Origin of the sequence: Micromonospora sp. NPDC023737 (assembly GCF_040639715.1) — a bacterium.
Lineage (GTDB): Bacteria > Actinomycetota > Actinomycetes > Mycobacteriales > Micromonosporaceae > Micromonospora.
On the sequence record NZ_JBFAAL010000010.1, the window covers coordinates 145,766 to 166,609 of the forward strand.

At 71.8% G+C, this 20,844-nt stretch carries 18 protein-coding genes; 8 read left to right on the plus strand and 10 right to left on the minus strand.

Annotated features, from left to right (window positions below; all coding sequences use genetic code 11):
* Positions 1 to 7 precede the first annotated feature (7 nt).
* Positions 8 to 571: a TetR/AcrR family transcriptional regulator gene (locus AB0F98_RS21385; RefSeq protein WP_357737854.1), complete on the minus strand. Its 564-nt coding sequence runs from the start codon at positions 569 to 571 to the stop codon at positions 8 to 10.
* Between the two features lie 83 nt (positions 572 to 654).
* Between AB0F98_RS21385 and AB0F98_RS21390 the strand changes: the two genes are divergently transcribed.
* The 4 genes from AB0F98_RS21390 to AB0F98_RS21405 all read left to right on the plus strand — a co-directional run bounded on the left by AB0F98_RS21390 (position 655) and on the right by AB0F98_RS21405 (position 5,458).
* Positions 655 to 1,101: a DoxX family membrane protein gene (locus AB0F98_RS21390; RefSeq protein ID WP_357737856.1), complete on the plus strand. Its 447-nt coding sequence runs from the start codon at positions 655 to 657 to the stop codon at positions 1,099 to 1,101.
* 25 nt (positions 1,102 to 1,126) lie between these two features.
* A complete protein-coding gene (locus AB0F98_RS21395; RefSeq protein WP_357737858.1) occupies positions 1,127 to 1,612 on the plus strand; it encodes a MarR family transcriptional regulator in 486 nt (161 codons plus the stop codon).
* Positions 1,606 to 3,339 carry an ABC transporter ATP-binding protein gene (locus AB0F98_RS21400; protein WP_357737860.1) on the plus strand — a complete coding sequence of 578 codons (1,734 nt, stop codon included), beginning with the start codon at positions 1,606 to 1,608 and terminating at the stop codon, positions 3,337 to 3,339. The genes AB0F98_RS21395 and AB0F98_RS21400 overlap by 7 nt, the downstream gene beginning before the upstream one ends.
* Positions 3,340 to 3,511: 172 nt before the next feature.
* Positions 3,512 to 5,458, plus strand: a complete 1,947-nt coding sequence (locus AB0F98_RS21405) for an ABC transporter ATP-binding protein (protein ID WP_357738002.1) — start codon at positions 3,512 to 3,514, stop codon at positions 5,456 to 5,458.
* Positions 5,459 to 5,614: 156 nt separating this feature from the next.
* Here AB0F98_RS21405 and thrS read toward each other — a convergent pair whose 3' ends face one another.
* Both thrS and AB0F98_RS21415 read right to left on the minus strand, forming a co-directional pair.
* The gene (thrS, locus tag AB0F98_RS21410) at positions 5,615 to 6,844 is read right to left on the minus strand and encodes a threonine--tRNA ligase (RefSeq protein WP_357738004.1); all 1,230 of its coding nucleotides are present in this window, start codon (positions 6,842 to 6,844) and stop codon (positions 5,615 to 5,617) included.
* 288 nt (positions 6,845 to 7,132) lie between these two features.
* Entirely contained in the window at positions 7,133 to 8,365 is a 1,233-nt protein-coding gene (locus AB0F98_RS21415) for an O-antigen ligase family protein (RefSeq protein ID WP_357737862.1), read from the minus strand.
* A 555-nt stretch (positions 8,366 to 8,920) separates the two neighbouring features.
* Between AB0F98_RS21415 and AB0F98_RS21420 the strand changes: the two genes are divergently transcribed.
* On the plus strand, positions 8,921 to 9,601 hold the full coding sequence (locus AB0F98_RS21420) for a DedA family protein (protein ID WP_357737864.1): 681 nt from the start codon (positions 8,921 to 8,923) through the stop codon (positions 9,599 to 9,601).
* A gap of 238 nt (positions 9,602 to 9,839) precedes the next feature.
* Positions 9,840 to 10,595 (plus strand): DUF998 domain-containing protein, encoded by a 756-nt coding sequence (locus AB0F98_RS21425; protein ID WP_357737866.1) that lies wholly within the window; start codon positions 9,840 to 9,842, stop codon positions 10,593 to 10,595.
* On the opposite strand, the gene AB0F98_RS21430 is transcribed toward AB0F98_RS21425, so the two are convergent.
* A complete protein-coding gene (locus AB0F98_RS21430; RefSeq protein WP_357737868.1) occupies positions 10,573 to 11,976 on the minus strand; it encodes an NAD(P)H-quinone dehydrogenase in 1,404 nt (467 codons plus the stop codon). The genes AB0F98_RS21425 and AB0F98_RS21430 overlap by 23 nt on opposite strands.
* Before the next feature lie 106 nt (positions 11,977 to 12,082).
* On the opposite strand from AB0F98_RS21430, the gene AB0F98_RS21435 reads away from it, so the two are divergent.
* Entirely contained in the window at positions 12,083 to 12,538 is a 456-nt protein-coding gene (locus AB0F98_RS21435; protein ID WP_357737870.1) for a gamma-glutamylcyclotransferase, read from the plus strand.
* Positions 12,539 to 12,662: 124 nt separating this feature from the next.
* On the opposite strand, the gene AB0F98_RS21440 is transcribed toward AB0F98_RS21435, so the two are convergent.
* From AB0F98_RS21440 to AB0F98_RS21455, 4 genes are all read right to left on the minus strand, one after another.
* Positions 12,663 to 13,646 (minus strand): GNAT family N-acetyltransferase, encoded by a 984-nt coding sequence (locus AB0F98_RS21440; RefSeq protein WP_357737872.1) that lies wholly within the window; start codon positions 13,644 to 13,646, stop codon positions 12,663 to 12,665.
* Positions 13,647 to 13,788: 142 nt separating this feature from the next.
* Entirely contained in the window at positions 13,789 to 14,550 is a 762-nt protein-coding gene (locus tag AB0F98_RS21445; RefSeq protein ID WP_357737874.1) for a hypothetical protein, read from the minus strand.
* 58 nt (positions 14,551 to 14,608) lie between these two features.
* Positions 14,609 to 15,571, minus strand: a complete 963-nt coding sequence (locus tag AB0F98_RS21450) for a hypothetical protein (protein ID WP_357737876.1) — start codon at positions 15,569 to 15,571, stop codon at positions 14,609 to 14,611.
* 4 nt (positions 15,572 to 15,575) lie between these two features.
* Entirely contained in the window at positions 15,576 to 16,202 is a 627-nt protein-coding gene (locus AB0F98_RS21455; RefSeq protein WP_357737878.1) for an MBL fold metallo-hydrolase, read from the minus strand.
* Positions 16,203 to 16,314: 112 nt separating this feature from the next.
* Here AB0F98_RS21455 and AB0F98_RS21460 point away from each other — a divergent pair, with 112 nt between their 5' ends.
* Positions 16,315 to 17,304: a DUF4349 domain-containing protein gene (locus tag AB0F98_RS21460; protein WP_357737880.1), complete on the plus strand. Its 990-nt coding sequence runs from the start codon at positions 16,315 to 16,317 to the stop codon at positions 17,302 to 17,304.
* Here AB0F98_RS21460 and AB0F98_RS21465 read toward each other — a convergent pair.
* Both AB0F98_RS21465 and AB0F98_RS21470 read right to left on the minus strand, forming a co-directional pair.
* Positions 17,258 to 18,520 carry an amidohydrolase gene (locus AB0F98_RS21465; RefSeq protein ID WP_357737882.1) on the minus strand — a complete coding sequence of 421 codons (1,263 nt, stop codon included), beginning with the start codon at positions 18,518 to 18,520 and terminating at the stop codon, positions 17,258 to 17,260. The genes AB0F98_RS21460 and AB0F98_RS21465 overlap by 47 nt on opposite strands.
* A gap of 628 nt (positions 18,521 to 19,148) precedes the next feature.
* The gene (locus AB0F98_RS21470; protein ID WP_357737884.1) at positions 19,149 to 20,732 is read right to left on the minus strand and encodes a methylmalonyl-CoA mutase family protein; all 1,584 of its coding nucleotides are present in this window, start codon (positions 20,730 to 20,732) and stop codon (positions 19,149 to 19,151) included.
* Positions 20,733 to 20,844 lie beyond the last annotated feature (112 nt).

The window sequence follows — 20,844 nt, forward strand, 5'->3', positions numbered from 1 at the left end:
CGGCGGTCTACTCGACGAGCCGGCTGATCACGTGCCGGGCGGCCTCGCGCGGGTCGTCGCCGACGCGGGGAGGCAGCGCGCCGGCGAGCCAGAGGGTGGCGAAGCCGTGCACGATCGACCAGGCGGCGAGGGCGTCGCGCCCGGGGTCGCCCGCGCCACCGTCGCGCGCCGGCAGGCCGGCCACCCGGTCGCGCAGCATGCCGCCGGCCCGGTCGCTGGCGGCCCGCACCTCCGGGTCGTGCGCTCGGTAGAGCTCCGGCCGGAACATCACCTCGAAGTGCGCGCGGTGCCGGACCGCGAAGTCCACGTACGCGACTCCGGCGGCGAGCAGGTCGTCGCCGGCGTCGCGCAGGGTCCAGGCGAGCAGGTCGAACCCCTGCACGGCGAGCGCGGTGAGCAGCCCGGCCTTGTCGCCGAAGTGATGCGCGGGCGCGGCGTGCGAGACTCCGGCCCGCCGGGCGAGGTCTCGCAGGCTGAGTGCGGCGGGACCGGATTCACCGATCGCCTCCACCGCGGCGTCGAGCAGGGCACGGCGCAGATCGCCGTGATGGTAGCCACGCGTCGGGGTCATGCTGCGATCTTATCTTGCCATTGACAAGATGGTATTCGTGGCGCAATCTTGTCAGTGACAAGTTCCGACCCGAGGAGGACGTCATGGCTCCGCTGATCACCCTGATCGCCGGCTTCGCGCTGGCCCGGATCGCCGGGCTGGCCGGCTTCGACCCCCTGGACGGCACGGCCGACGCACTCCGGGTCGGGCTGGCGGCCATGTTCGTGCTCACCGGGCTCGCGCACTTCACCGAACCCCGCAGATCCGGCCTCGTCGCCATGGTTCCGCCGCGCCTACCCCGGCCGGCGCTCCTGGTCACCGTGACCGGCGTACTCGAACTGGCCGGTGCGGCGGCCCTGCTCATCCCGGCCACGGACCGCTGGGCAGCGGCCGGACTGGGACTGCTGATGCTCGCGATGTTCCCGGCCAACGTCTCAGCGGCACGACGCCGGCTCAACCTGGCCGGACGACCGGTAACGCCACTGGGACCGCGTACGGCGCTGCAGATCGCGTTCGTCGCGACCGCGGCCGTAATTTCGTTTGGTGCCTGACCATCAGGTAGCTAACCTGTTGGTCGTGGATCTCGTCACCCTCAACGACGTGCCGATGGGCCGCCTCCTGGCGCTGGCCGGTCACGTGGTCACCCAGCGGTGGAACCGCTTCCTGGCGGAGAAGTTCAACCTCACCCAGGCCGGGATGGTCGCCCTCATGACGCTCGACAAGAACGGCCCCATGCCGCACCGCGAAGTGGCCCAGCGCTGTTTCGTACGGCCGGCCACGCTGACCGGGATCGTCGACACCCTCGAACGCGACGGGCTGGTCGAACGGCAGCGCGACGAGAGCGACCGGCGCAGCGTACGGCTCGCCATCACCCCCGCCGGCCACGAACGGTTGGCGGGGTTGAGCGTCCTGATCCGGTCCGGACGGCCGCTCACCTCGGTCGACGCCGACCCCGAGAAGGCGGCGGTGATCCGCGAGTTCCTGCTGGAGGTCATCGGTAGTGGAGAGGAACCAGGCATGACCGTGCCCACAGACGGGACGGAAGGTCGGAAGAAGTGCTGATCCGACTGCTCCGCAACCATCTACGCCCGTACTCGAAGCCGCTGGCCGCCGTCGTGCTGCTCCAGTTCGTCGGCACCATGGCCTCGCTCTACCTGCCGAGCCTCAACGCCGACATCATCGACCTGGGCGTGGCTCGCGGCGACACCGGCTACATCATCCGGACCGGAGCCTGGATGCTGGCGGTCAGCCTGGTCCAGATCGTCTGCTCGATCGCCGCGGTGTACTTCGGGGCGCGTACCGCGATGAGCTTCGGCCGGGACACGCGGGCCGCGATCTTCCGGCACGTCAACCGGTTCTCCGCCCGCGAGGTCGCCCGGTTCGGCGCACCGTCGCTCATCACGCGCAACACCAACGACGTGCAGCAGGTGCAGATGCTCGTGCTGCTCAGCTGCACCATGCTCGTGGCCGCCCCGATCATGTGCGTCGGCGGCGTGGTGATGGCGCTGCGGGAGGACCTCGGGCTCTCCTGGCTGATGCTCGTCTCGGTACCCGTCCTCGCCGTCGCGTTGTCACTGGTCATCCGGCGGATGGTGCCCGGGTTCCGGCTCATGCAGACCCGCATCGACACGGTCAACCGCGTCCTGCGCGAGCAGATCACCGGCATCCGGGTGGTCCGCGCCTTCGTACGCGAGCCGTACGAGACGGAGCGCTTCGGCGTGGCCAACGCGGACCTGAGCGCCACGGCGCTCCGGGTCGGGCGGCTGCTGGCGCTGATCTTCCCGGTGGTCATGCTGGTGCTCAACGTCTCCAGCGTCGCAGTGCTCTGGTTCGGCGCGCAGCGGGTCGACTCGGGGGCCATCCAGATCGGCGCGCTCACCGCCTTCCTCCAGTACCTCATGCAGATCCTGATGTCCGTCATGATGGCCACCTTCATGTTGATGATGGTGCCGCGCGCGGCGGTCTGCGCCGAACGCATCGTCGAGGTGCTCGACACCGACACCTCCGTGGCGCCGCCCGCCACCCCGGTCGCCGAGGTGCCCGGACGGGCCGAGCTGGAGCTACGCGACGTGCGGTTCCAGTACCCGGGCGCGGCCGAGCCGGTGCTGCGGGACATCTCGTTCCGGGTGACGCCCGGCACCACCACGGCGATCATCGGCAGCACCGGTGCGGGCAAGACCACCCTGCTGTCGCTGATTCCACGGCTGGTCGACGTCACCGACGGCGCCGTGCTGGTGGACGGGACGGACGTACGCGATCTGGCACCCGACGAGCTGTGGCGCCGCATCGGCCTGGTGCCCCAGCGGCCGTACCTCTTCACCGGCACGATCGCGAGCAACCTGCGCTACGGCAACCCGGACGCCACCGACGAGGATCTCTGGGCCGCGCTGGAGATCGCCCAGGCCGCCGACTTCGTGGCGCAGATGCCGAACGGACTGGACGCACCGATCGCACAGGGCGGCACCAACGTCTCCGGCGGCCAGCGGCAAAGGTTGGCGATCGCCCGGGCCCTGGTCCGGAAACCGGAGATCTACCTCTTCGACGACTCGTTCTCCGCGCTCGACCTGGGCACCGACGCGCGGTTGCGGGCGGCGCTGCGGCCGGTCACCGCAGACGCCGCCGTGGTGATCGTGGCCCAGCGGGTCTCCACGATCGTCGACGCCGACCAGATCATCGTGCTCGAGAACGGGGGGGTCGTCGGAATGGGACGACACGAGGAACTTCTGGAGAGCAGCCCGACGTACGCCGAGATCGTCGCCTCGCAGCAGACCACGGCGGTGCCGGCATGAGCGACCGCAGGGAGCGAATCATCGAGCACAGCGCGGAAAAGCCTCAGGCCGGCCCCGACCGCAGGGAGGTGCCGGCATGAGCGACCGGACGGTGCCGGCGCAGAAGCCGGCCGGCGGATCGGCACCGCGCCGGGGGCCGGGCGGTGGCCGCGGCCACGGCTTCGGGGCCGGGATGCCCGCCGAGCGGTCGATGAACTTCGGGCCGTCGGCGCGGCGGCTGCTCGGCCGGCTCCGGCCGCATCGGCTTCAGCTCGGCGGGATCATCGCGCTGGCGGTGGTGAGCGTCGGGCTCAGCGTCGCCGGGCCGAAGATCCTCGGGCACGCCACCGACCTGATCTTCACCGGGGTGGTCGGCCGGCAACTCGAGGCGGGCACCAGCGTCGATCAGGCCGTCGCGGCGGCCCGCGCGACCGGCAACGAAGCCTTCGCCGACATGCTCGCCCGGATGCAGCCGGTACCCGGCGCGGGTATCGACTTCAGTGCGCTGGGACGGGTCCTGCTGCTGGCGCTCGGGCTCTACCTCGGCGCGGCTCTGCTGTCGTTCTGGCAGGGCTGGCTGCTGAACGGCGTGGTGCAGCGGACGGTGCTGAAGCTGCGCTCCGACGTGGAGGACAAGCTCAACCGCCTGCCGCTGCCCTACTTCGACCGGCAGCCGCGGGGCGAGTTGCTCAGCCGGGTGACCAACGACATCGACAACATCTCGCAGAGCCTCCAGCAGACGCTGAGTCAGCTGCTCACGTCGCTGCTCACGGTGGTCGGCGTACTCGGCGCGATGTTCTGGATCTCGCCGCTGCTGGCGCTGGTGGCGCTGGTCGCCGTGCCGCTGTCGGTGCTGGTCACCCAGCGGATCGCCAAGCGGTCGCAGAAGCAGTTCATCGCCCAGTGGGCGCACACCGGTGAGTTGAACGGCCGGATCGAGGAGGCCTTCACCGGCCACGAACTGGTCAAGGTCTTCGGGCGGCAGCGCGAGGTCGAGGCCGCGTTCGCCGAGAAGAACGAGCAACTGTTCAAGGCGAGCTTCGGAGCCCAGTTCGTCTCCGGGATCATCATGCCGTCGATGATGTTCATCGGGAACCTGAGCTACGTGGCGATCGCCGTGGTGGGCGGCCTGCGGGTCGCCCACGGGTCGATGAGCCTCGGCGACGTGCAGGCGTTCATCCAGTACTCCCGGCAGTTCACCCAGCCGCTGACCCAGGTGGCCTCGATGGCCAACCTGCTCCAGTCCGGTGTCGCCTCGGCGGAACGGGTGTTCGCCGTACTCGATGCCGACGAGCAGAGCCCCGACCCGGTCGAACCGGCCCGGGTCACGCAGCCGCGGGGCCGGGTCGAGTTCGAGCACGTGTCGTTCCGCTACGAGCCGGACAAGCCGCTGATCGACGACCTGTCGCTGGTCGCCGAGCCCGGTCACACCGTGGCGATCGTCGGACCGACCGGCGCCGGCAAGACGACGCTGGTCAATCTGATCATGCGGTTCTACGAGTTGGACGCCGGCCGGATCACCCTGGACGGGGTGGACACCAGCACCATGCGCCGCGACGACCTGCGTGGCCGGATCGGGATGGTGCTCCAGGACACGTGGCTCTTCGGTGGCACCATCCGCGACAACATCGCGTACGGCCGGCCGGACGCGACCGAGGAGGAGATCCTCGCCGCGGCCCGGGCCACCTTCGTGGACCGGTTCGTCCGCAGCCTGCCCGACGGCTACGACACGGTCATCGACGAGGAGGGAAGCAACGTCAGCGCCGGCGAGAAGCAGCTCATCACGATCGCGCGGGCGGCTCTCGCCGAGCCGTCGCTGTTGATTCTCGACGAGGCGACCAGCTCGGTCGACACGCGCACCGAGGTGCTGCTGCAGCGGGCGATGGCAGCGCTGCGTTCGGACCGGACCAGCTTCGTGATCGCGCACCGGCTCTCCACCATCCGCGACGCCGACCTGATCCTGATGATGGAGAACGGCCGGATCGTCGAGCAGGGCACGCACGAGCAGCTGCTCGCCGCGGGCGGGGCGTACCAGCAGCTCTACCTGTCGCAGTTCAGCCAGGCGCTCACGGAAGAGGACGAGCCCACCGACGGCGCTGCCCGGACACCGGCCGCCGCGCATGGGGCGCTGTCGGGGTGACCCGGCCGGCCACGGGTGTGCGCGAAGCCCACGGCCGAGCGGGAGCACGAACTCCGCCAACCCTGCCGGCCGGTAGCACGGACACCAGCCGTGCACCGGCCGGCGGGGGCAGCGCTTGGGCGGGTACCGGCCCGCGTCCCCCGCCCGTTGCCCGGGTCAGCCGGGCAGCAGCTGCGCGGACCGGCTGGCCACCACACCGCCGACCAGGTCGAGCGCGGCCGCCACGGGCAACGGATCGAGACCACGCCCGTCGCGCAGCCGCAGGGACACCCGCCCGTCCGCCGCCTCCCGGGCGCCGATCACGGCGGCGTACGGGATGCGACGCCGGGTCACGTCCCGGATCCGGGCGCCCAGCGAGCCGACGGCGTCCACCTCGACCCGCAGCCCGGACTCCTCGGCCCGACGGGCGAGGTCGGCCGCGGCGCCGGCCTGGTCGGCGTCCACCGGGAGCACCGCCAGCTGAACCGGCGCGTACCAGGCGGGGAAGGCGCCCTGATGCACCTCGATGAGGTACGCGAACAGCCGCTCCATGCTGCCGACCAGGCTCCGGTGCACCATCACCGGGCGTCGCCGTGCCCCGTCCCGGTCGGTGTACGCCAGGTCGAAGCGCTCCGGCTTGTCGAAGTCGAGTTGCACGGTGGCCAGGGTCGACTCCCGGCCACGGGCGTCGACGATCTGGACGTCGATCTTCGGACCGTAGAAGGCGGCGTCCCCGGGTGCGACCGCGTACTCGACCCCGGTCAGGGCGTCGCGCAGCAGTTCCTCGGCGCGGGCCCACTGCGCGTCGTCGCCGACGTACCGCTGACCGGGCCCACGCAGCGACAATCGGAACCCGGCCGGGCGTACGCCGAGCGCGGCGTGCGCCTCGCGGATCAGCCGGAGGATCTCGGCGACCTCCTCCCCCACCTGCTCCAGCGCGCAGAAGTTGTGCGCGTCGTTGAGCGAGATTGCCCGTACCCGGGAGAGGCCGCCGAGCACCCCGGAGCGCTCGGCGCGGTACATCCCACCCAGCTCGGCGATCCGCAGCGGCAGCTCACGGTAGGAGCGACCGCGCGCGCCGAACACCAGGGCGTGGTGCGGGCAGAGCGCCGGCCGCAACACGAACTCGTCGTCGTCGGAGAGTCGCATCGGCGGGAACATGTCGTCGGCGAAGTAGCCGAGGTGCCCGGAGAGTTCGAAGAGCTCCCGCTTTCCCAGCGGTGGCGAGTAGACGTGCTGGTAGCCGGCCCGGCGCTCCAACTCCCGGACGTACTCCTCGACCGCGTGCCGGGCGGCGGCTCCGGCCGGCAGCCAGATGGGCAGGCCCGCACCGGCCAGCGGATCGGAGACGAACAGCTCCAGCTCTCGGCCGAGCCTGCGGTGGTCGATCATGTCGCTCTCCCTGATCGCGTACGACCCGGAGGCGATCTGGTCACCGAACGCCACGCGGCCCCGGGAGCGATCACCCCGGGGCCTCGTGGACGGAAACGTCAGTACGGCACGCCGGGATCTTCCGGCGTCGTGGTCCGTTCCGCACTGCGCATGCCGAAACCGTACGCGCCGCCCGCGCCCGAACGCACGCCCATTTCCACCCCCTGCGCCACGCCGAGACCGCTCGCAATCCAGGATCGGCACACTTTCCCGGAAAGAGTGGCCATCCAGCGCGCGGAGGCCACTCTTTCCGGAAAGCGGCCGCTACTTCATGAGCGGAGAGGGGTCGTGCCGTATCGGGAAGTGGGGCTCGCGGGCCACTCCAAGCGCTCGCTGATCTGGCGGCGTTGTCGACACTGAGCCGGCGGACGGCAGTGCCCGCGCTGACCGACCGGTCCGGTGTGAGGTGGGAGCCGGCCACCACCCGACTCCGTATCCGAGCGCCAGGATGAAGAAGAAACTTCGCGCGTTGAGGTCACCGGACACGCTCACGCAGGTCACTTCGAACGCGAGCAGCGCGAGCACCAGCACTGCGGCCGGTTGCACTCTCGTGGTGCGCCACAGTCGCAGCATCGCCCAGATGAGCGTGCCCACGAGAATCCCGCCGGGGAGCCACCCGGCTTCGGCGAACACCTCCAAGAAAAGATTGTGTGGGTACCAGTAGGGCGCGACGGGGACATGCTCGGCCCAGCTACCGAGACCCACCCCTCGCGGTGTGCCGGCAATGAGATCCAAGGTCGGGCGGGCGAGCTCGATCCGGTCGGACTCGTCCAGCTCGCTGCGTGGGTCGTACAGGAACGCGCCCAACCGCGACGTGGCCGGCACAAGGTGGAACGTCAGAACCACGTAGAGACTGACGGCGGCGGCCAGGGCGAGCCCGGCGGCGCGGCCGACCCGAGTCGACGCGGACGACAGGGTGAGCACGATCAGCGTGGCGATCGCCAACGCGACCACAGGGCCGCGCGAGCCGGTGGCGTACAGCCCGGCGGCGAGCAGGCCGGCGACGGCCAGGCCGATCGGCATGGCGATCGCCCGGGTGACCATCAGCCACAGCAACGCGACGGCCGGGGACCCGATACCACGCGCGAGCCAGATCGGGTTGCTGTCGCCCGCCCCGACGGACCTGCCGGACGGGTCGACGTCACCGACCAACGTGAGCAGCGCCAGCACACAGCCGGAGGCGACCCAGACCGTGGCCCAGACGGTGAGGTCGCGCCGGTTGCGGATCACCAGCGCCGTCGCGGCGGTGGGCACGGTGAGCATGAGGAATGCCTGGAGCTTGTCCGCTCCGTACGCCGTGGTCGGTGGGGTCATGTAGGCCGGCACGGCGACGACGGCGGCGAGCAGCAACGCCAGACCGGCCGACCGGTGCAGGACGGGCATGCCCGCGACGAGCGTCGCCAGCGCGATCGGGAGGAGTCCGACAGCCGCGAGCGTGACCACAGGCACGCCACCGGTGGGCAGCAGGGAACCGACGAGCAGCAGCGTCAGCAGCACAGCCTGACACCAGGGTCGCACCGACGAACTCGGCCTCGCGGCATGCCGGCCGCGGCCTCTCGCGGTAGGGATCGGTGGCACGGCTACTCACCTCTAATCCGGGCCGCTATCAGCTGCCACGGGATCAACCACGCAGACCACCGCCGCGGTGACGGAAGAAAGGAGAACTTTGTCCGTTCCGGCAGGGGCAACCAACCGCTACGCCACCGTGCCGCTGCCGCAGAGTTCCCGGGTACCCGGAGTGCCGACCGACTGCCGAGACCGCGGGTCAGGACGGGCAAGAAAAGGGGTGGGCCGCCGGCACGGGACCTGCCGGCGGCCCGATACGGCCCGATCGTCGAGAACGGGGGACCCGACGGTCGTATGGCCGCGCCCGACAACGGTACGCCGACGAACGCCGATCCGCCGACCGTGACCGGGAGTGATGGACCGTCGTTGTACTGGGGTGGCCCTGCCGTGTCCATGGTCACCACCGGTCGGGCCCGTCCGTGGTGACGCCGGACACGTCGTCAGTCTCGGTACATCAAATCGGCCGCATATGGCGAGGTGGCGGGCGTGCCCGAACTACTCACTGACGTCACGTCACCGGCGTGGGCGTACCTCGCGCTGATCGCTCTGCTGCTGCTGGACGCCTTCGTCCCGGTCATCCCCACCCAGGCCATCATGATCACCGGAGGGGCGCTCACCGTCTACGGCGGGCTGGACCTGCCCCTCACGATCGCTGCGGGAGCGCTCGGCGTCCTGGCCGGCGACCTCATCTGTTACCTGTTGGGCCGGAGCGCACCCGACCGGCGGGTACGCCGACATACCAGGCAGAGCCGCGCCCAGCGGGCCGCCGCGCGGTTCACCCAGGGCCTACGCCGTCCGGGCCCGCTGGTGATCCTGCTCTGCCGGTTCGTACCCGGCGGCCGGATGGCGGCCTGCTTCTCGGCCGGCCGCAGCCGCTACCCCTACCGGCTCTTCCTGATCTACGAGACGATCGCCGCGCTGGGCTGGGCCACCTACGGGGCGCTGGTCGGGCACCTCGGCGGGACGGCGCTCGCCTCCTCCACGTGGCGTCTCGCGGTGGTCGCGGCCGTGGCGGCGACCGGCTTCGCCGCCGCCGGCTGGCTGATGACGGTCGTGAACGCCCGCCGCAACGCCGGGCTGCCGGTCGACTCACCGGGCCCCGCTTCGGGCAGGCACGTCGCTGCCCCGGCGGTAACACAGGCATCAGGTCCTCGGCACCGCTCTTAGGGCGTGTGTCAAAGTCCCTGGCCGGCCTGCGGCGCGCCCAGACGACGACCTGCGACGTCGGCGCTTCGTCCGGATACAACACCGGTATCCGGACGAATCCCCGCCTTGCCGGACCGCCGCCTGGACTCCGCCTCGGCTCGACCGAAGGCTTTGACACACGCCCTAGGGGTGCTCCCCGGGATCGAATTCGGTGGCTCGCCCCGATCCGTTTCGGGTGGTGCCGGCGACAGGCTGAGGCATGCCTGGAACGCGGAACTCGGGCCGGTTGGCTCTCGGCGGTATCGCCCTGGCGGCGCTGCTCGCCGTGATCGGACATCTCGAGGTGAACGAGGACCTGTCCCCCTGGTCGTTGACCATCAGCGACTTCGCCGTCTCCGACCGGGGTGGCGTCATCGACACCGCGATGGTGCTGCTGGCGGCGGCCACCGCGGTGCTCCTGCCCGCGCTGAGCCGCACCTCCGCCGCGTCGACGGACGTCGTCCAGGCTGCCCGGACCCGCCGGGCGGTCCGCCGGCGGCGGATCGGGTGGGCGGAGGCCCTGCTGGCGGTCTGGGCCGCCGGACTGCTGCTGGCCGCGGTCGTACCGACGAACGAGCCCGGAACGCCGATGGGTGCCGCCGCCTACGTGCACCGGTACGCCTCGGTGATGGCCTTCCTCGCGTTGCCGGTGGGCGGTTGGCTGCTGGCGAACCGGCTGCCCGCGGCCGGTGCCCGGTGGACGCGCCGATTCGTGATCGCCAGTGCGGTCCTCGCCGTGGCGATGGTCTGGTCGGCGTACCCGGGCGACCGCGTGCTCATCGGACTGGTGGAGCGCCTGCTGATCCTGGCCGAGGTCGCCGTGCTCACCATCTTCGCAATGGTGGTGACCGGCCTGCCGGACGGCGGAGATCACGCGGTCGTGGCGCCTCGCCAGGGGGTCACGACCGCACGACCGGGTACGTCGGCCGGGGTACGGCCGGCAGAAGCGGCAGTCACTCCAGTTCGTGGAGCATGAGCTGGCGGGCCGACTCGGTGATCGATCCGGAGAGGCTCGGGTAGATGGTGATCGTCTGGGCCAGCTCGTTGACGGTGAGGTTGTTCTCCACCGCCATCGTGATCGGCAGGATCAGTTCGCTCGCCTTGGGCGCCACCACCACACCGCCGATCACCTGGCCACTGGCCGGCCGGCAGAAGAGCTTCACGAAGCCGTCCGCGAGGTCGTCCATCTTGGCCCGGGCGTTGCCCGCCAGCGGCAGCATCACCTGTCGGGCCGGGACCGTGCCGGCATCCACCTCGTTCTGCGAGACGCCCACGGTGGCCAGCTCGGGCGAGGTGAAGGCGTTCGCGGCGACGGTCCGCAGTCGCAGCGGGCGGACCGCCTCGCCGAGCGCGTGCCACATCGCGATCCGGCCCTGCATGGCCGCGACGCTGGCCAGCGCGAGCACGCCGGTGCAGTCGCCGGCGGCGTAGATGCCGGGCACGTTGGTCCGGGACACCCGGTCGACGGTCACGTAGCCACCCCGGCCCAGCTTGACGCCGTACTCGGCGAGGCCGAGGTCGGCGGTGTTGGGGATCGAGCCGACCGTGATCAGCGCGTGCGAGCCGTACACCTTGCGACCGTCGGAGAGCTCGACCTCGACGCCCGTCTCGGTGCGGCGGACCGCGTCGGCGCGCGAGTTGTTCAGGATGCTCATGCCCCGCGCGCGGAAGACCCGCTCGATCGCCTGCGCCGCGTCGGCATCCTCCTGCGGCATGACCCGGTCCCGGCTGGACACCAGAGTGACCTCGACGCCCATCCCGAGGTACGCGCTGGCGAACTCGGCGCCGGTCACACCGGAGCCGACCACGATCAGGTGCTCGGGCAGTTCGGGCAGGTCGTACACCTGACGCCAGGTGAGGATCCGCTCGCCGTCCGGAAGGGCGGTCGGCAGTTGGCGCGGGGTGGCGCCGGTCGCGATCAGGACCGTGGTGGCGTCGATCGTGTAGTCGGCGGCGCCGTCGGCGGGGCTGACCACCACGCGGTGCGTGTGGCCGAGCATGTCCTCGCCCAGGCGGGCGGTGCCGGCCACGAAGGTGACGCCGGCCTTGAGCAGCTTGGCGTGGACGTCGGCCGACTGGGCGAGCGCGAGCCGCTTCACCCGCTGGTGCACGGCCGTCGCGTCGACGGTGACCGCTTCCAGTCCGTCCGAGTGCACCCCGAACTCCTCGGTGTCCCGGTAGCCGGTCACCACCTCGGAGCTCGCGATGAAGGTCTTCGACGGTACGCAGTCGGACAGCACACAGGCCCCGCCGGCGCCCTCGGCCTCCACCACGGTGACGTCGGCGTCCAGCTGCGCGGCGACCAGCGCCGCCTCGTAGCCGGCCGGCCCGCCCCCGATGATCACGATCCGGCTCACCGTACTCGCCCCTCGTCGATGCTCACAGTGACTTTCTTCTCCTGAACGCGTCCGACACGCACCGTCGTATTCTCCCCCACCCGTCCGCCGGGCTATCGTCATCGCCGTGCGTCTTCACGCCGCCTACGGCTCAAACCTCGACCCTGGTCGGATGCGCGCCTACTGCCCGCACTCGCCCATGGTGGGCACCGGCTGGCTGGAAGGCTGGCGGCTGACCTTCGCCGGCGAGGACGTCATCGGCTGGGAAGGCGCGGTGAGCACCCTCGTCGAGTCCCCCGGCGACCGGGTCTTCGTGGCGCTCTACGACATCCACCCGTACGACGCCGCCCAGCTCGACGAGATCGAGGGCGTGACCTCCGGCACGTACCGCAAACTGCACGTCCGCGTCTCGACGCTCGACGGCGACGTGACCGCGTGGATCTACGTCTTCGACGGCTACGAGGGCGGCCTGCCGACCTCGTGGTACCTGTCGGAGATCGCGACCGCTGCGGAGAAGGCGGGAGCCCCGGACGACTACGTCACCGAGCTGCGCTCCCGCCCCACCGGCACCGCCTCGGCGTAACGTAGATCGCACCCGCTCAGTCTGCTACCGCGCCCGTACGCTCCACCGTCCGGGCTCCGCGGAGGGGTCGCCGATCACACATTCGGGCGGGACCGGCGCCGGACGGGAGTGGTCCGGCGGGACATCAACCGACCGGCGGAGCCCCGCTCGTCGACGCGGCCGGCACGACCAGCTCGAACATGTCGGTCCAGCGGGTCTCCCGCAGGCCCACCGAGTGGTAGAGCGACAGCGGCGTGGTCGGGTTGGTGAGGTCCACACCCAGGCCGGCGGCGGCGCGCCCCTTCTCGGCGTACCGGGTGAAGACCCGGCGCAGCAGCGCGGCTCCCACCCCCCGACGCCGGAATCCGGGCAGCACGGAGAGGCTCCGCACGAAGCCCTCGTCCTGGTCGAGCGCCTGGTCGGAGGATTGCAGCGTGCCGACCGCCACCCCGTCGACCTCCGCGACGAACCACTCGTCCCAGCTGGTGCCGTGCTGGGTGACCTTTTTGCGCCACTCGGCGTACCCGAGCGGCTCGTAGTCGGGCGTGTCCCGGAAGGCGGTGTCGAAGATCCGGTGGAACTCGCGCAGGTCCAGTTCATCGTCGGGATCGACCGGGCGGACCGTCACACCGGCCGGCGGGGGCGGCTCAGCGGGCAGGTCGGCCAACGGGCGGCGCATACGGACGTAACGTTTGGCCAGCGTGAAACCGGTGTCGCGCAGGACCCGCTCCCAGTCCCGCTCCGGCTCGAAGGCCGCGCACCGCACGGTGAGCGCCGGCAACGACCGTTCGGCGGCCCGCTCCGCGACCCGGTCGAGCTGGCGGGCCAGCAGCGTCCCGCGTAGCTGCCTGCCCCGCTCCGGGTCGACGTAGACATCCACGAACTCCCGGCCGGTGCCGGTCGGGTTGTCGATGCTCGTCCAGCCGACGACGTGGCCCTCCGGGTCGAGCGCCAGCCAGGAGTCGCGGGACGGGTCGGCGTACGGGCCGCTCAGCGCCGCCTCGACGTCGGCGGCGTCGAAGTCCGGGTAGCCGACGGCGAAGGTGTCCGCGGCGTGCACCACCGTGAGGATCGCGGGCACGTCGTCGAGGGTGGGTCGGCGCGCGCTCCAGCCGGCGGGAAGGGTCACGCCGCCGATCCTGGCAGGACCGGCCCGCCGACGCCGCCCATTTACGACCTCGAACGCCGCGCTGATCCTCGCCGGACGCCGAGACTCTGGCCGGGCGGGTGCGCGCCGGGACGCCCGATCGCCGTCCCGCTCCGGGTAGCGCTCAGGCCGCGGGGTGCGCGCGGGCCACCGCGCCGAGATGCGCGCGGGTGGCGGCCAGCAGCTCCACCAGCTCGGTGCCGTCGACCGGTCCGAGCGCGGCGAACGCGGGCGCGGCCAACCGGTGGGTCACCGCCTCGGCCCAGAGCCGGCGCCGGACCAGTGGACCCACTGCCGGGTACGGCGGCGGCCAGCCGCACGCCATCGCGCCCGCCTCCCCCTCCGGCCCGGCGAGCACCGCCTCGAGCGGGGTCATCCCGCTGGCCCGGACGGCGAGCAGGTACACACCCGTGAAGTACTCCCGGAGCAGACGTAACGCCGCCGCGGCGCGGGCTCCGGCGGCGCGGTGCGGCACCGGTATCGCCCGCCAGGCGGCGAAGAGCGGCAGGCCGCTGCCGTCCGCGGCGTGGACCGCCCGTTCGAGCAGCCCGACGAGCCGGTCGATCCGGGGTAGGTCGTCCAGGTGCTGCGAACCCCACCGGCAGCACTCGGCGAGCATCGCGGCGGCGACCTCGGACGGCCGGACCGTGCGTGCCGCCCCGTCCCAACCGTCCGCCACCGCGTCGGGGGCGAGGAAGCCGAGGGTGGCGGCCACCGTCTCGGCCCGTACGTCACCGAGAGCGCCGGCGCGACCCGCCACGTAGAAGGCCCAGCCGGAGATGCCGAGCAGCCGGGCCCGACGCAACGTGACCGGGCAGCGGCCGAAGGCGTCGCCCAGTTCGAGCACCAGGGGCTTGCTGGCCGCGGCGATCTGCTCCGGGGTCATCGGGCCCACCCGCGGACGCCGGAGCGTCCCGCCGGCACCACACGAAAGTCCATCGACGTCAGTCTGCCTCGCCGCGGCCCGTGTCGGAATCCCCCTCCTCGGTCTCCAGTGCCTCCACGGCTGCCTCGACCTCGCCGGCGCGCCGCCGGGCCGCGGTCAGCGCCCGCTCCGCCCCACGGCGGGCCAGCTTGGCCCGGCTCAGCTCCTGCTCGGCTACCGCCCGCCGCCGCTCCAGTTCGGCCAGCTCGGTTTCGATCTCGTCGAGCGCCGCCGCGCCGTCGTGTTCGGCCTCGGTCGCGTCCGCCAGCTCCGACTCGGCCCGGTCCTGGTCGGCGCGCGCCTTCGCCAGCTCGCGTTCCAACGCCCGGCGCTGCCGTGCCCGCTCGGCCCGCGCCTCCCGTTCGGCCCGTTCCGCGGCCCGCTCGGCCGCCCGCCCGCCGGGCGCGCGCTGGGCGGGGGCTCGGCCGGCCTCCCGTCGCCGCTGCGCCTCCTCCTCGTCCTCGCCGCCGGTGACCAGGCGCAGTTGCGGGCGGGGCACTTCACCGAAGCCGGCGTAGCTGGCTGCCCGGAGCAGCCGTCCGGCGCGTACCTGCTCAGCCACCTCGCTGTCGGAGAGCGCCGCGTTCAAGGTCGCCTCCACCTCGGTCAGCGGCAGCTTCCCGGTCGACGGGCCGCCGGCCTCCGCCGCGGCCAGCTTGCGAACCTCGGCGAGGAGCGCGCCGACCACCGCGCGCCGCTGCGCGGAGAGTTCCCGCAGCCGCGGACCGCGCAGTTCCCGCTGGGCCGAGCGCATCGCCTCGGCGAGCTGCACCAGGTCGGCGACCAGCTCGGGGCGGCGGATCGCGAGCAGGTTCACCAGCCAGGCGGCCACGGTGGGGCGGCGCAGGCGGGCGATCTGACGGGCGGTCGCCGGATCACCCGCCTTGCGCGCCTGCGCGACGGCCGCGTCCCGGGCCGCCACGAACCGGTCCGGGGGCGTGCTGTAGAGCTGTTGGACCAGCTCGGGCGAGGGGCCGGGCATCGCCTCAGGCGTCCAGCCGGGTACCGGGTTCCAGCCGCCGGTAGTCCGTCTGCGACAGCGCCGCGTACTGGCGGTCGAGCAGGCCGTACCCGTTGTCGTTGAGCAGCGCGTCGTGCAGTGCGTACACCCGACGCGGTGCGACCGCCCGGATGAAGTCCACCACCTCGGAGAACTTCGACCAGGCGGCGTGGATCGGCGCGAAGAGGGTGTCGACCGGGAGGTCCGGCACCACCAGCGCGTCCCCCGGGTGGTAGACCACGTCGTTGATCAGGTATCCCACGTTGTCGATCACCGGGATGTCCGGGTGGATCACGGCGTGCCGGCCGCCGTACGCGCGGACCGCCACCCCGGCGGCCGTGAACGACTCGCCCGGCTGGACGGCCCGCAGCGCCTCGGCCGCGTCGCCGAGGGCCGTGGAGAGCGAGGCCGGCCCATAGACCGGGACAGGGCGCCGGTCGAGCTGCCGGGTGACCGCCTCGACGTTCAGATGGTCCGGATGTTCGTGGGTGATCAGCACCGCGTCCGCCCCGTCCAGCGCCACGGGGTCGCTGAACACGCCGGGGTCGATGACGAGCACTCCCCCGTCGTGCTCCACCCGGAGGCAGGAGTGGGCGTACTTGGTGAGCTGCATCGTGACTCCTCGATTATCGAATCGTGACGTCCTCAGCGCAGTCTGCCGGAACCGGCGTGCTGGCGCGCCACGTCCGAGGTATCGCCCGTCGGGCGAGCGGAGGGGAGTGGAGATGGACGTACGGAGCAGACGGCGTCGGGGGGTCCTGACGGCGGTGCTGGTGGCGAGCCTGGCAGTCGGCGGTTGCAGCGCCGGCGGAACCGACGACGCCAGTACGGCCGCCGGTGCGGCGGACGCGGGGGCACCGCGTCCCCCGGCCGGTGCGGGCGCACCCGGGGAGGGCGGCGCACCCGCCCCCGCCGGCGCGGGCGCACCGGATCTGCGGGTGGACCAGCGCTCGATCATCTACACCGGAACGATGCTGGTACGGGTGGACGATGTGGACGGGGCGGCCCGTGATGCCGTCGCGGCGGTCACCGCAGCGGGCGGCTTCGTCGGTGGCGACCAGCGGAGCAGCGTCGACGCCGACGCGCGGGCCGAGTTGAGTCTGCGGGTGCCGGCGGCGCGTTTCACCGGGGTCGTCGACGAGCTCGCCGAGCTGGGCCGGCCGGAGCGGCGGGAGATCCGTACCGAGGACGTCACCGAGGAGACCGTGGACCTGGACGCGCGGATCGCCACTCAACGCGCCCGGGTGGACAGCGGCCGGAAGCTGCTGGCCCGGGCGACCACCATCAGCGACCTGGTGTCGCTGGAGGGTGAGCTGGCCAAGCGCGAGGCGGACCTGGCCTCGCTGGAGGCGAAGAAGCGCCGGCTGGCCGACCTGACCGCACTGTCCACGATCACGCTCACGCTGGTCGGGCGGGACGCGAGCACGGCGGACGAGGCGACCGACCTCGGCTTCATGACCGGGCTGCGCGGCGGCTGGAAGGTCTTCCTGTCCTCGATGACCCTCCTGCTGACCGTGCTCGGCGCGCTGTTGCCGTGGCTGGTGGTGCTCGGCGTACCGCTGGCGGCGGTGCTCGTGCTGCTGCGCCGACGGCGGCGGCGGAACCCGCCGGCGGCACCGGTCGGGGCGCCGCCGCCTCCGCCGGTCGGCGGGCCGCACCCGCCGCAGGTCAGTGGGCCGCAGCCTCCAGTGCCCGCAACGCGGTCTGCACCATGACGCGTACGCCGGCGGGGATCGCCCGCTCGTCCACGTCGAACGAGGCGCGGTGCAGGTCGACGTTGGGCCCCGTCCGGCCGACGCCGAGCCGGGCGAGCGCACCGGGGACGTACTCCAGGTACCAGGAGAAGTCCTCGCCGCCCATGCTCTGCGGGGTCTCCGCGACGCCCTCGGGCCCGAGGGCGGCCGTGGTGGCCGCGGTGAGGACCTGGATCGCCTTGGCGTCGTTGCTGACCGGCGGACGGCCGCGCAGGTACTCCAGGTCGACCGTGGCGCCGGTGGGCGCGACCACGTCCCGGACGACCTGACCGACGATCTTCGGCGCGAGTTCCCAGGTGTCGCGGTCCATGACCCGAAGCGTGCCGGCCGCGCACGCCTCGGAAGGGATGACGTTGTAGCGGGTGCCGGCCGAGGCTTGGCCGAAGACCAGCAGCAGGCCGCTGTTGGCCGGCACTCGGCGGCTGACCAGGGCGGGCACCTCGGTGATGATCCGGCCGAGCGCGTCGACCAGGTCGACGGTCAGGTGCGGACGGGCGGTGTGCCCGCCGGGCCCGGTGAGCCGGACGGTCACGTTGTCCGCGGCGGCGGTGATCGGGCCGACCCGCAGGCCGATCCGGCCGACCGGCAGGTTGGGGTCGCAGTGCAACGCGAAGATCTGCACCACGTCGTCCAGGCCACCGGCCTCGATGACCTCCAGCGAGCCGCAGGGCAGGATCTCCTCGGCCGGCTGGAAGATCAGCCGAACCCGGCCGTTCAGCTCGCCACGCTCGGCGAGCTGGCCCAGCAGCATCCCGACGCCGAGCATGATCGACGTGTGCACGTCGTGCCCGCACGCGTGGCAGACGCCCTCCACGGTGGAGCGGTACGGCACTTCCTTGACGTCGGTCAGCGGCAGCGCGTCGATGTCGGCACGCAGGGCGACCACCGGCCCGTCGGGACGGCCGTCGATGTCGCAGAGCACGCCGTTGCCCTTGGGCAGCAGCCGCGGGTTGAGGCCGGCCAGGGTGAGCTCGCGGGCGATCAGCGCCGCGGTGTCGAACTCCTGACCGGAGAGCTCCGGGTGGGCGTGAATGTGACGGCGGGTGCCGATGAGGCCGGGTACCCGAAGGGCGAGGAGATCGTCCAGCTCGAACGGCAGAGGTAGGGACCCGGATGGCGTCTCCGGCCAGGACGACGCCAGCTGGCTGCCAGTGGGCAGCGTCAACGCACTCGTCACGTCGAATTCTCGTTCAGTAGAGATGGATGGATCATCATGAACAGCAGACAGCCTAGACCTCCGCCGGTGACGCTGCGCAACCTCGTTCCGGTAGTGGTCGGAGCGCGCAGCGTCACGAAAGCCCTGCTGAGAGCGCTCAGAAGTCAGCGGCACCGCAGGTAGATCGCGTTCGGACGCTGCCATCTGCCGCATCACCTCCTACAACGCGTAACCGATTCGGTGGTCACGAAATCGAGCGCGGCCCCCGGGCCCTTAGTTCTGAATTGTCGCATTAGTCAGCTTGATGAACATACACTCCGCCAACTAGCCGACCACTCTCCGCGACAAGCCGGACAGACGCTCACATGCGCCCGCGCGACCGGAGCGCACACGGTGTCCGTTCCGTTCACCCGGCCGAGGTACCCGCAAACCCCACGAGCACACGCCGCGCCGGGCCGGGGCAGCGCCGCCCCGGGGGGCGACCCGCAGCGGTACGGCGGCGTCGCGCGTATCGCGCCGGGGGCGGGGCGACGGGTGGTCCCACCTCGACTGTAGCGCTCCACGAACTCCGCGATCGAGTGGCTGACCAGCTAAAACGCGACAGCCGCCCGGCGTGGCGCAGGTGCCGGGCGGCGGTCGGTAGGGCCGGTCAGAAGCGGTCGGTCGGCCGGTACTGGCCCCACACCTCGCGCAGCGTCCCGCAGACCTCGCCCACGGTGGCCCGGGCGCGCAGCGCCTCCTTCATCGGGTAGAGCACGTTGTCGGAACCGGCGGCCGCGGCGCGCAGCTCGGCGAGGGTCCGCTCAACCCCGGCTGCGTCGCGCGTACGCCGCAGCTCGGCCAGGCGCCCCGCCTGCGCCGCCTCGATCGCCGGGTCGACCCGCAGCGGCTCGTACGGCTCCTCCTCGTCGATGGCGAACCGGTTGAGGCCGACCACCACCCGCTCGGCCGAGTCGATCTCCTGCGCGATCCGGTACGCGGACTGCTCGATCTCCCGCTTCTGGAACCCGGCCTCGATCGCGTCCACGGCCGAGCCGTACTCGAAGACCCGGTCCATCAGCTCGGTCGCCGCCGCCTCCACGTCCGCGGTCAACGCCTCGACGACGTACGAGCCGGCGAACGGGTCGACCGTGGCCGTCAGGTCCGTCTCGTACGCCAGCACCTGCTGGGTACGCAGCGCGAGTCGGGCGGCCTTCTCCGTGGGCAGCGCGATGGCCTCGTCGAAGCTGTTGGTGTGCAGCGACTGGGTACCGCCGAGCACCGCGGCCAGCCCCTGCACGGCGACCCGGACCAGGTTGACCTCGGGCTGCTGGGCGGTGAGTTGCACACCGGCGGTCTGAGTGTGGAAGCGCAGCATCATCGACTTCGGGTTCTTGGCCCCGAACTCGTCGCGCATCAGCCGGGCCCAGATCCGCCGCGCGGCGCGGAACTTCGCCACCTCCTCCAGCAGCGTCGTACGAGCCACGAAGAAGAACGACAGCCGGGGAGCGAAATCGTCGACCGCCAGCCCGGCCGCGACCGCGGCGCGGACGTACTCGACGCCGTTGGCGAGGGTGAACGCGATCTCCTGTGCGGGGCTCGCTCCGGCCTCGGCCATGTGGTAGCCGGAGATGGAGATGGTGTTCCACTTCGGCACCTCCTTGCGGCAGTAGCCGAACGTGTCGGCCACCAGGCGCAGCGAGGGCTTCGGCGGGAAGATGTACGTCCCCCGGGCGATGTACTCCTTGAGGATGTCGTTCTGGATGGTCCCGTTCAGCGCGGACCCGGGTACGCCGTTCTCCTCGGCGACCAACTGGTAGAGCAGGAGCAGCACCGAGCCGGGCGCGTTGATGGTCATCGAGGTCGACACCTGGTCCAGCGGGATGCCGTCGAAGAGCGTCCGCATGTCCTCGATGGAGTCGATCGCCACCCCGACCTTGCCGACCTCGCCGTGCGCGATCGGGTCGTCGGAGTCGTATCCCATCTGGGTCGGCAGGTCGAAGGCGACGGAGAGGCCCATCGTGCCAGCCCGCAACAGCTGGTGGTAGCGGGCGTTGGACTCGGCGGCGGTGCCGAAGCCGGCGTACTGGCGCATGGTCCACGGTCGGGACGTGTACATGGTCGGGTAGACCCCGCGCGTGTACGGGAACTCGCCCGGGGCACCGAGCCGGGAGTCCAGGTCCTCCGGAAGGTCGTCGGGCCCGTAGACGCCCTTGATCGGAAAACCGGATTCGCTTGACCGCCGTTGGTTCATCCCCGGATGGTAGGACGACCGACGACGGCCGGGGGTGAGGGGTTCCGCACACTGAGTCCCGGAAGGTGGACCAGAGGTGAGCAGCCGCCTACACACCGTTGACTTCGATAAA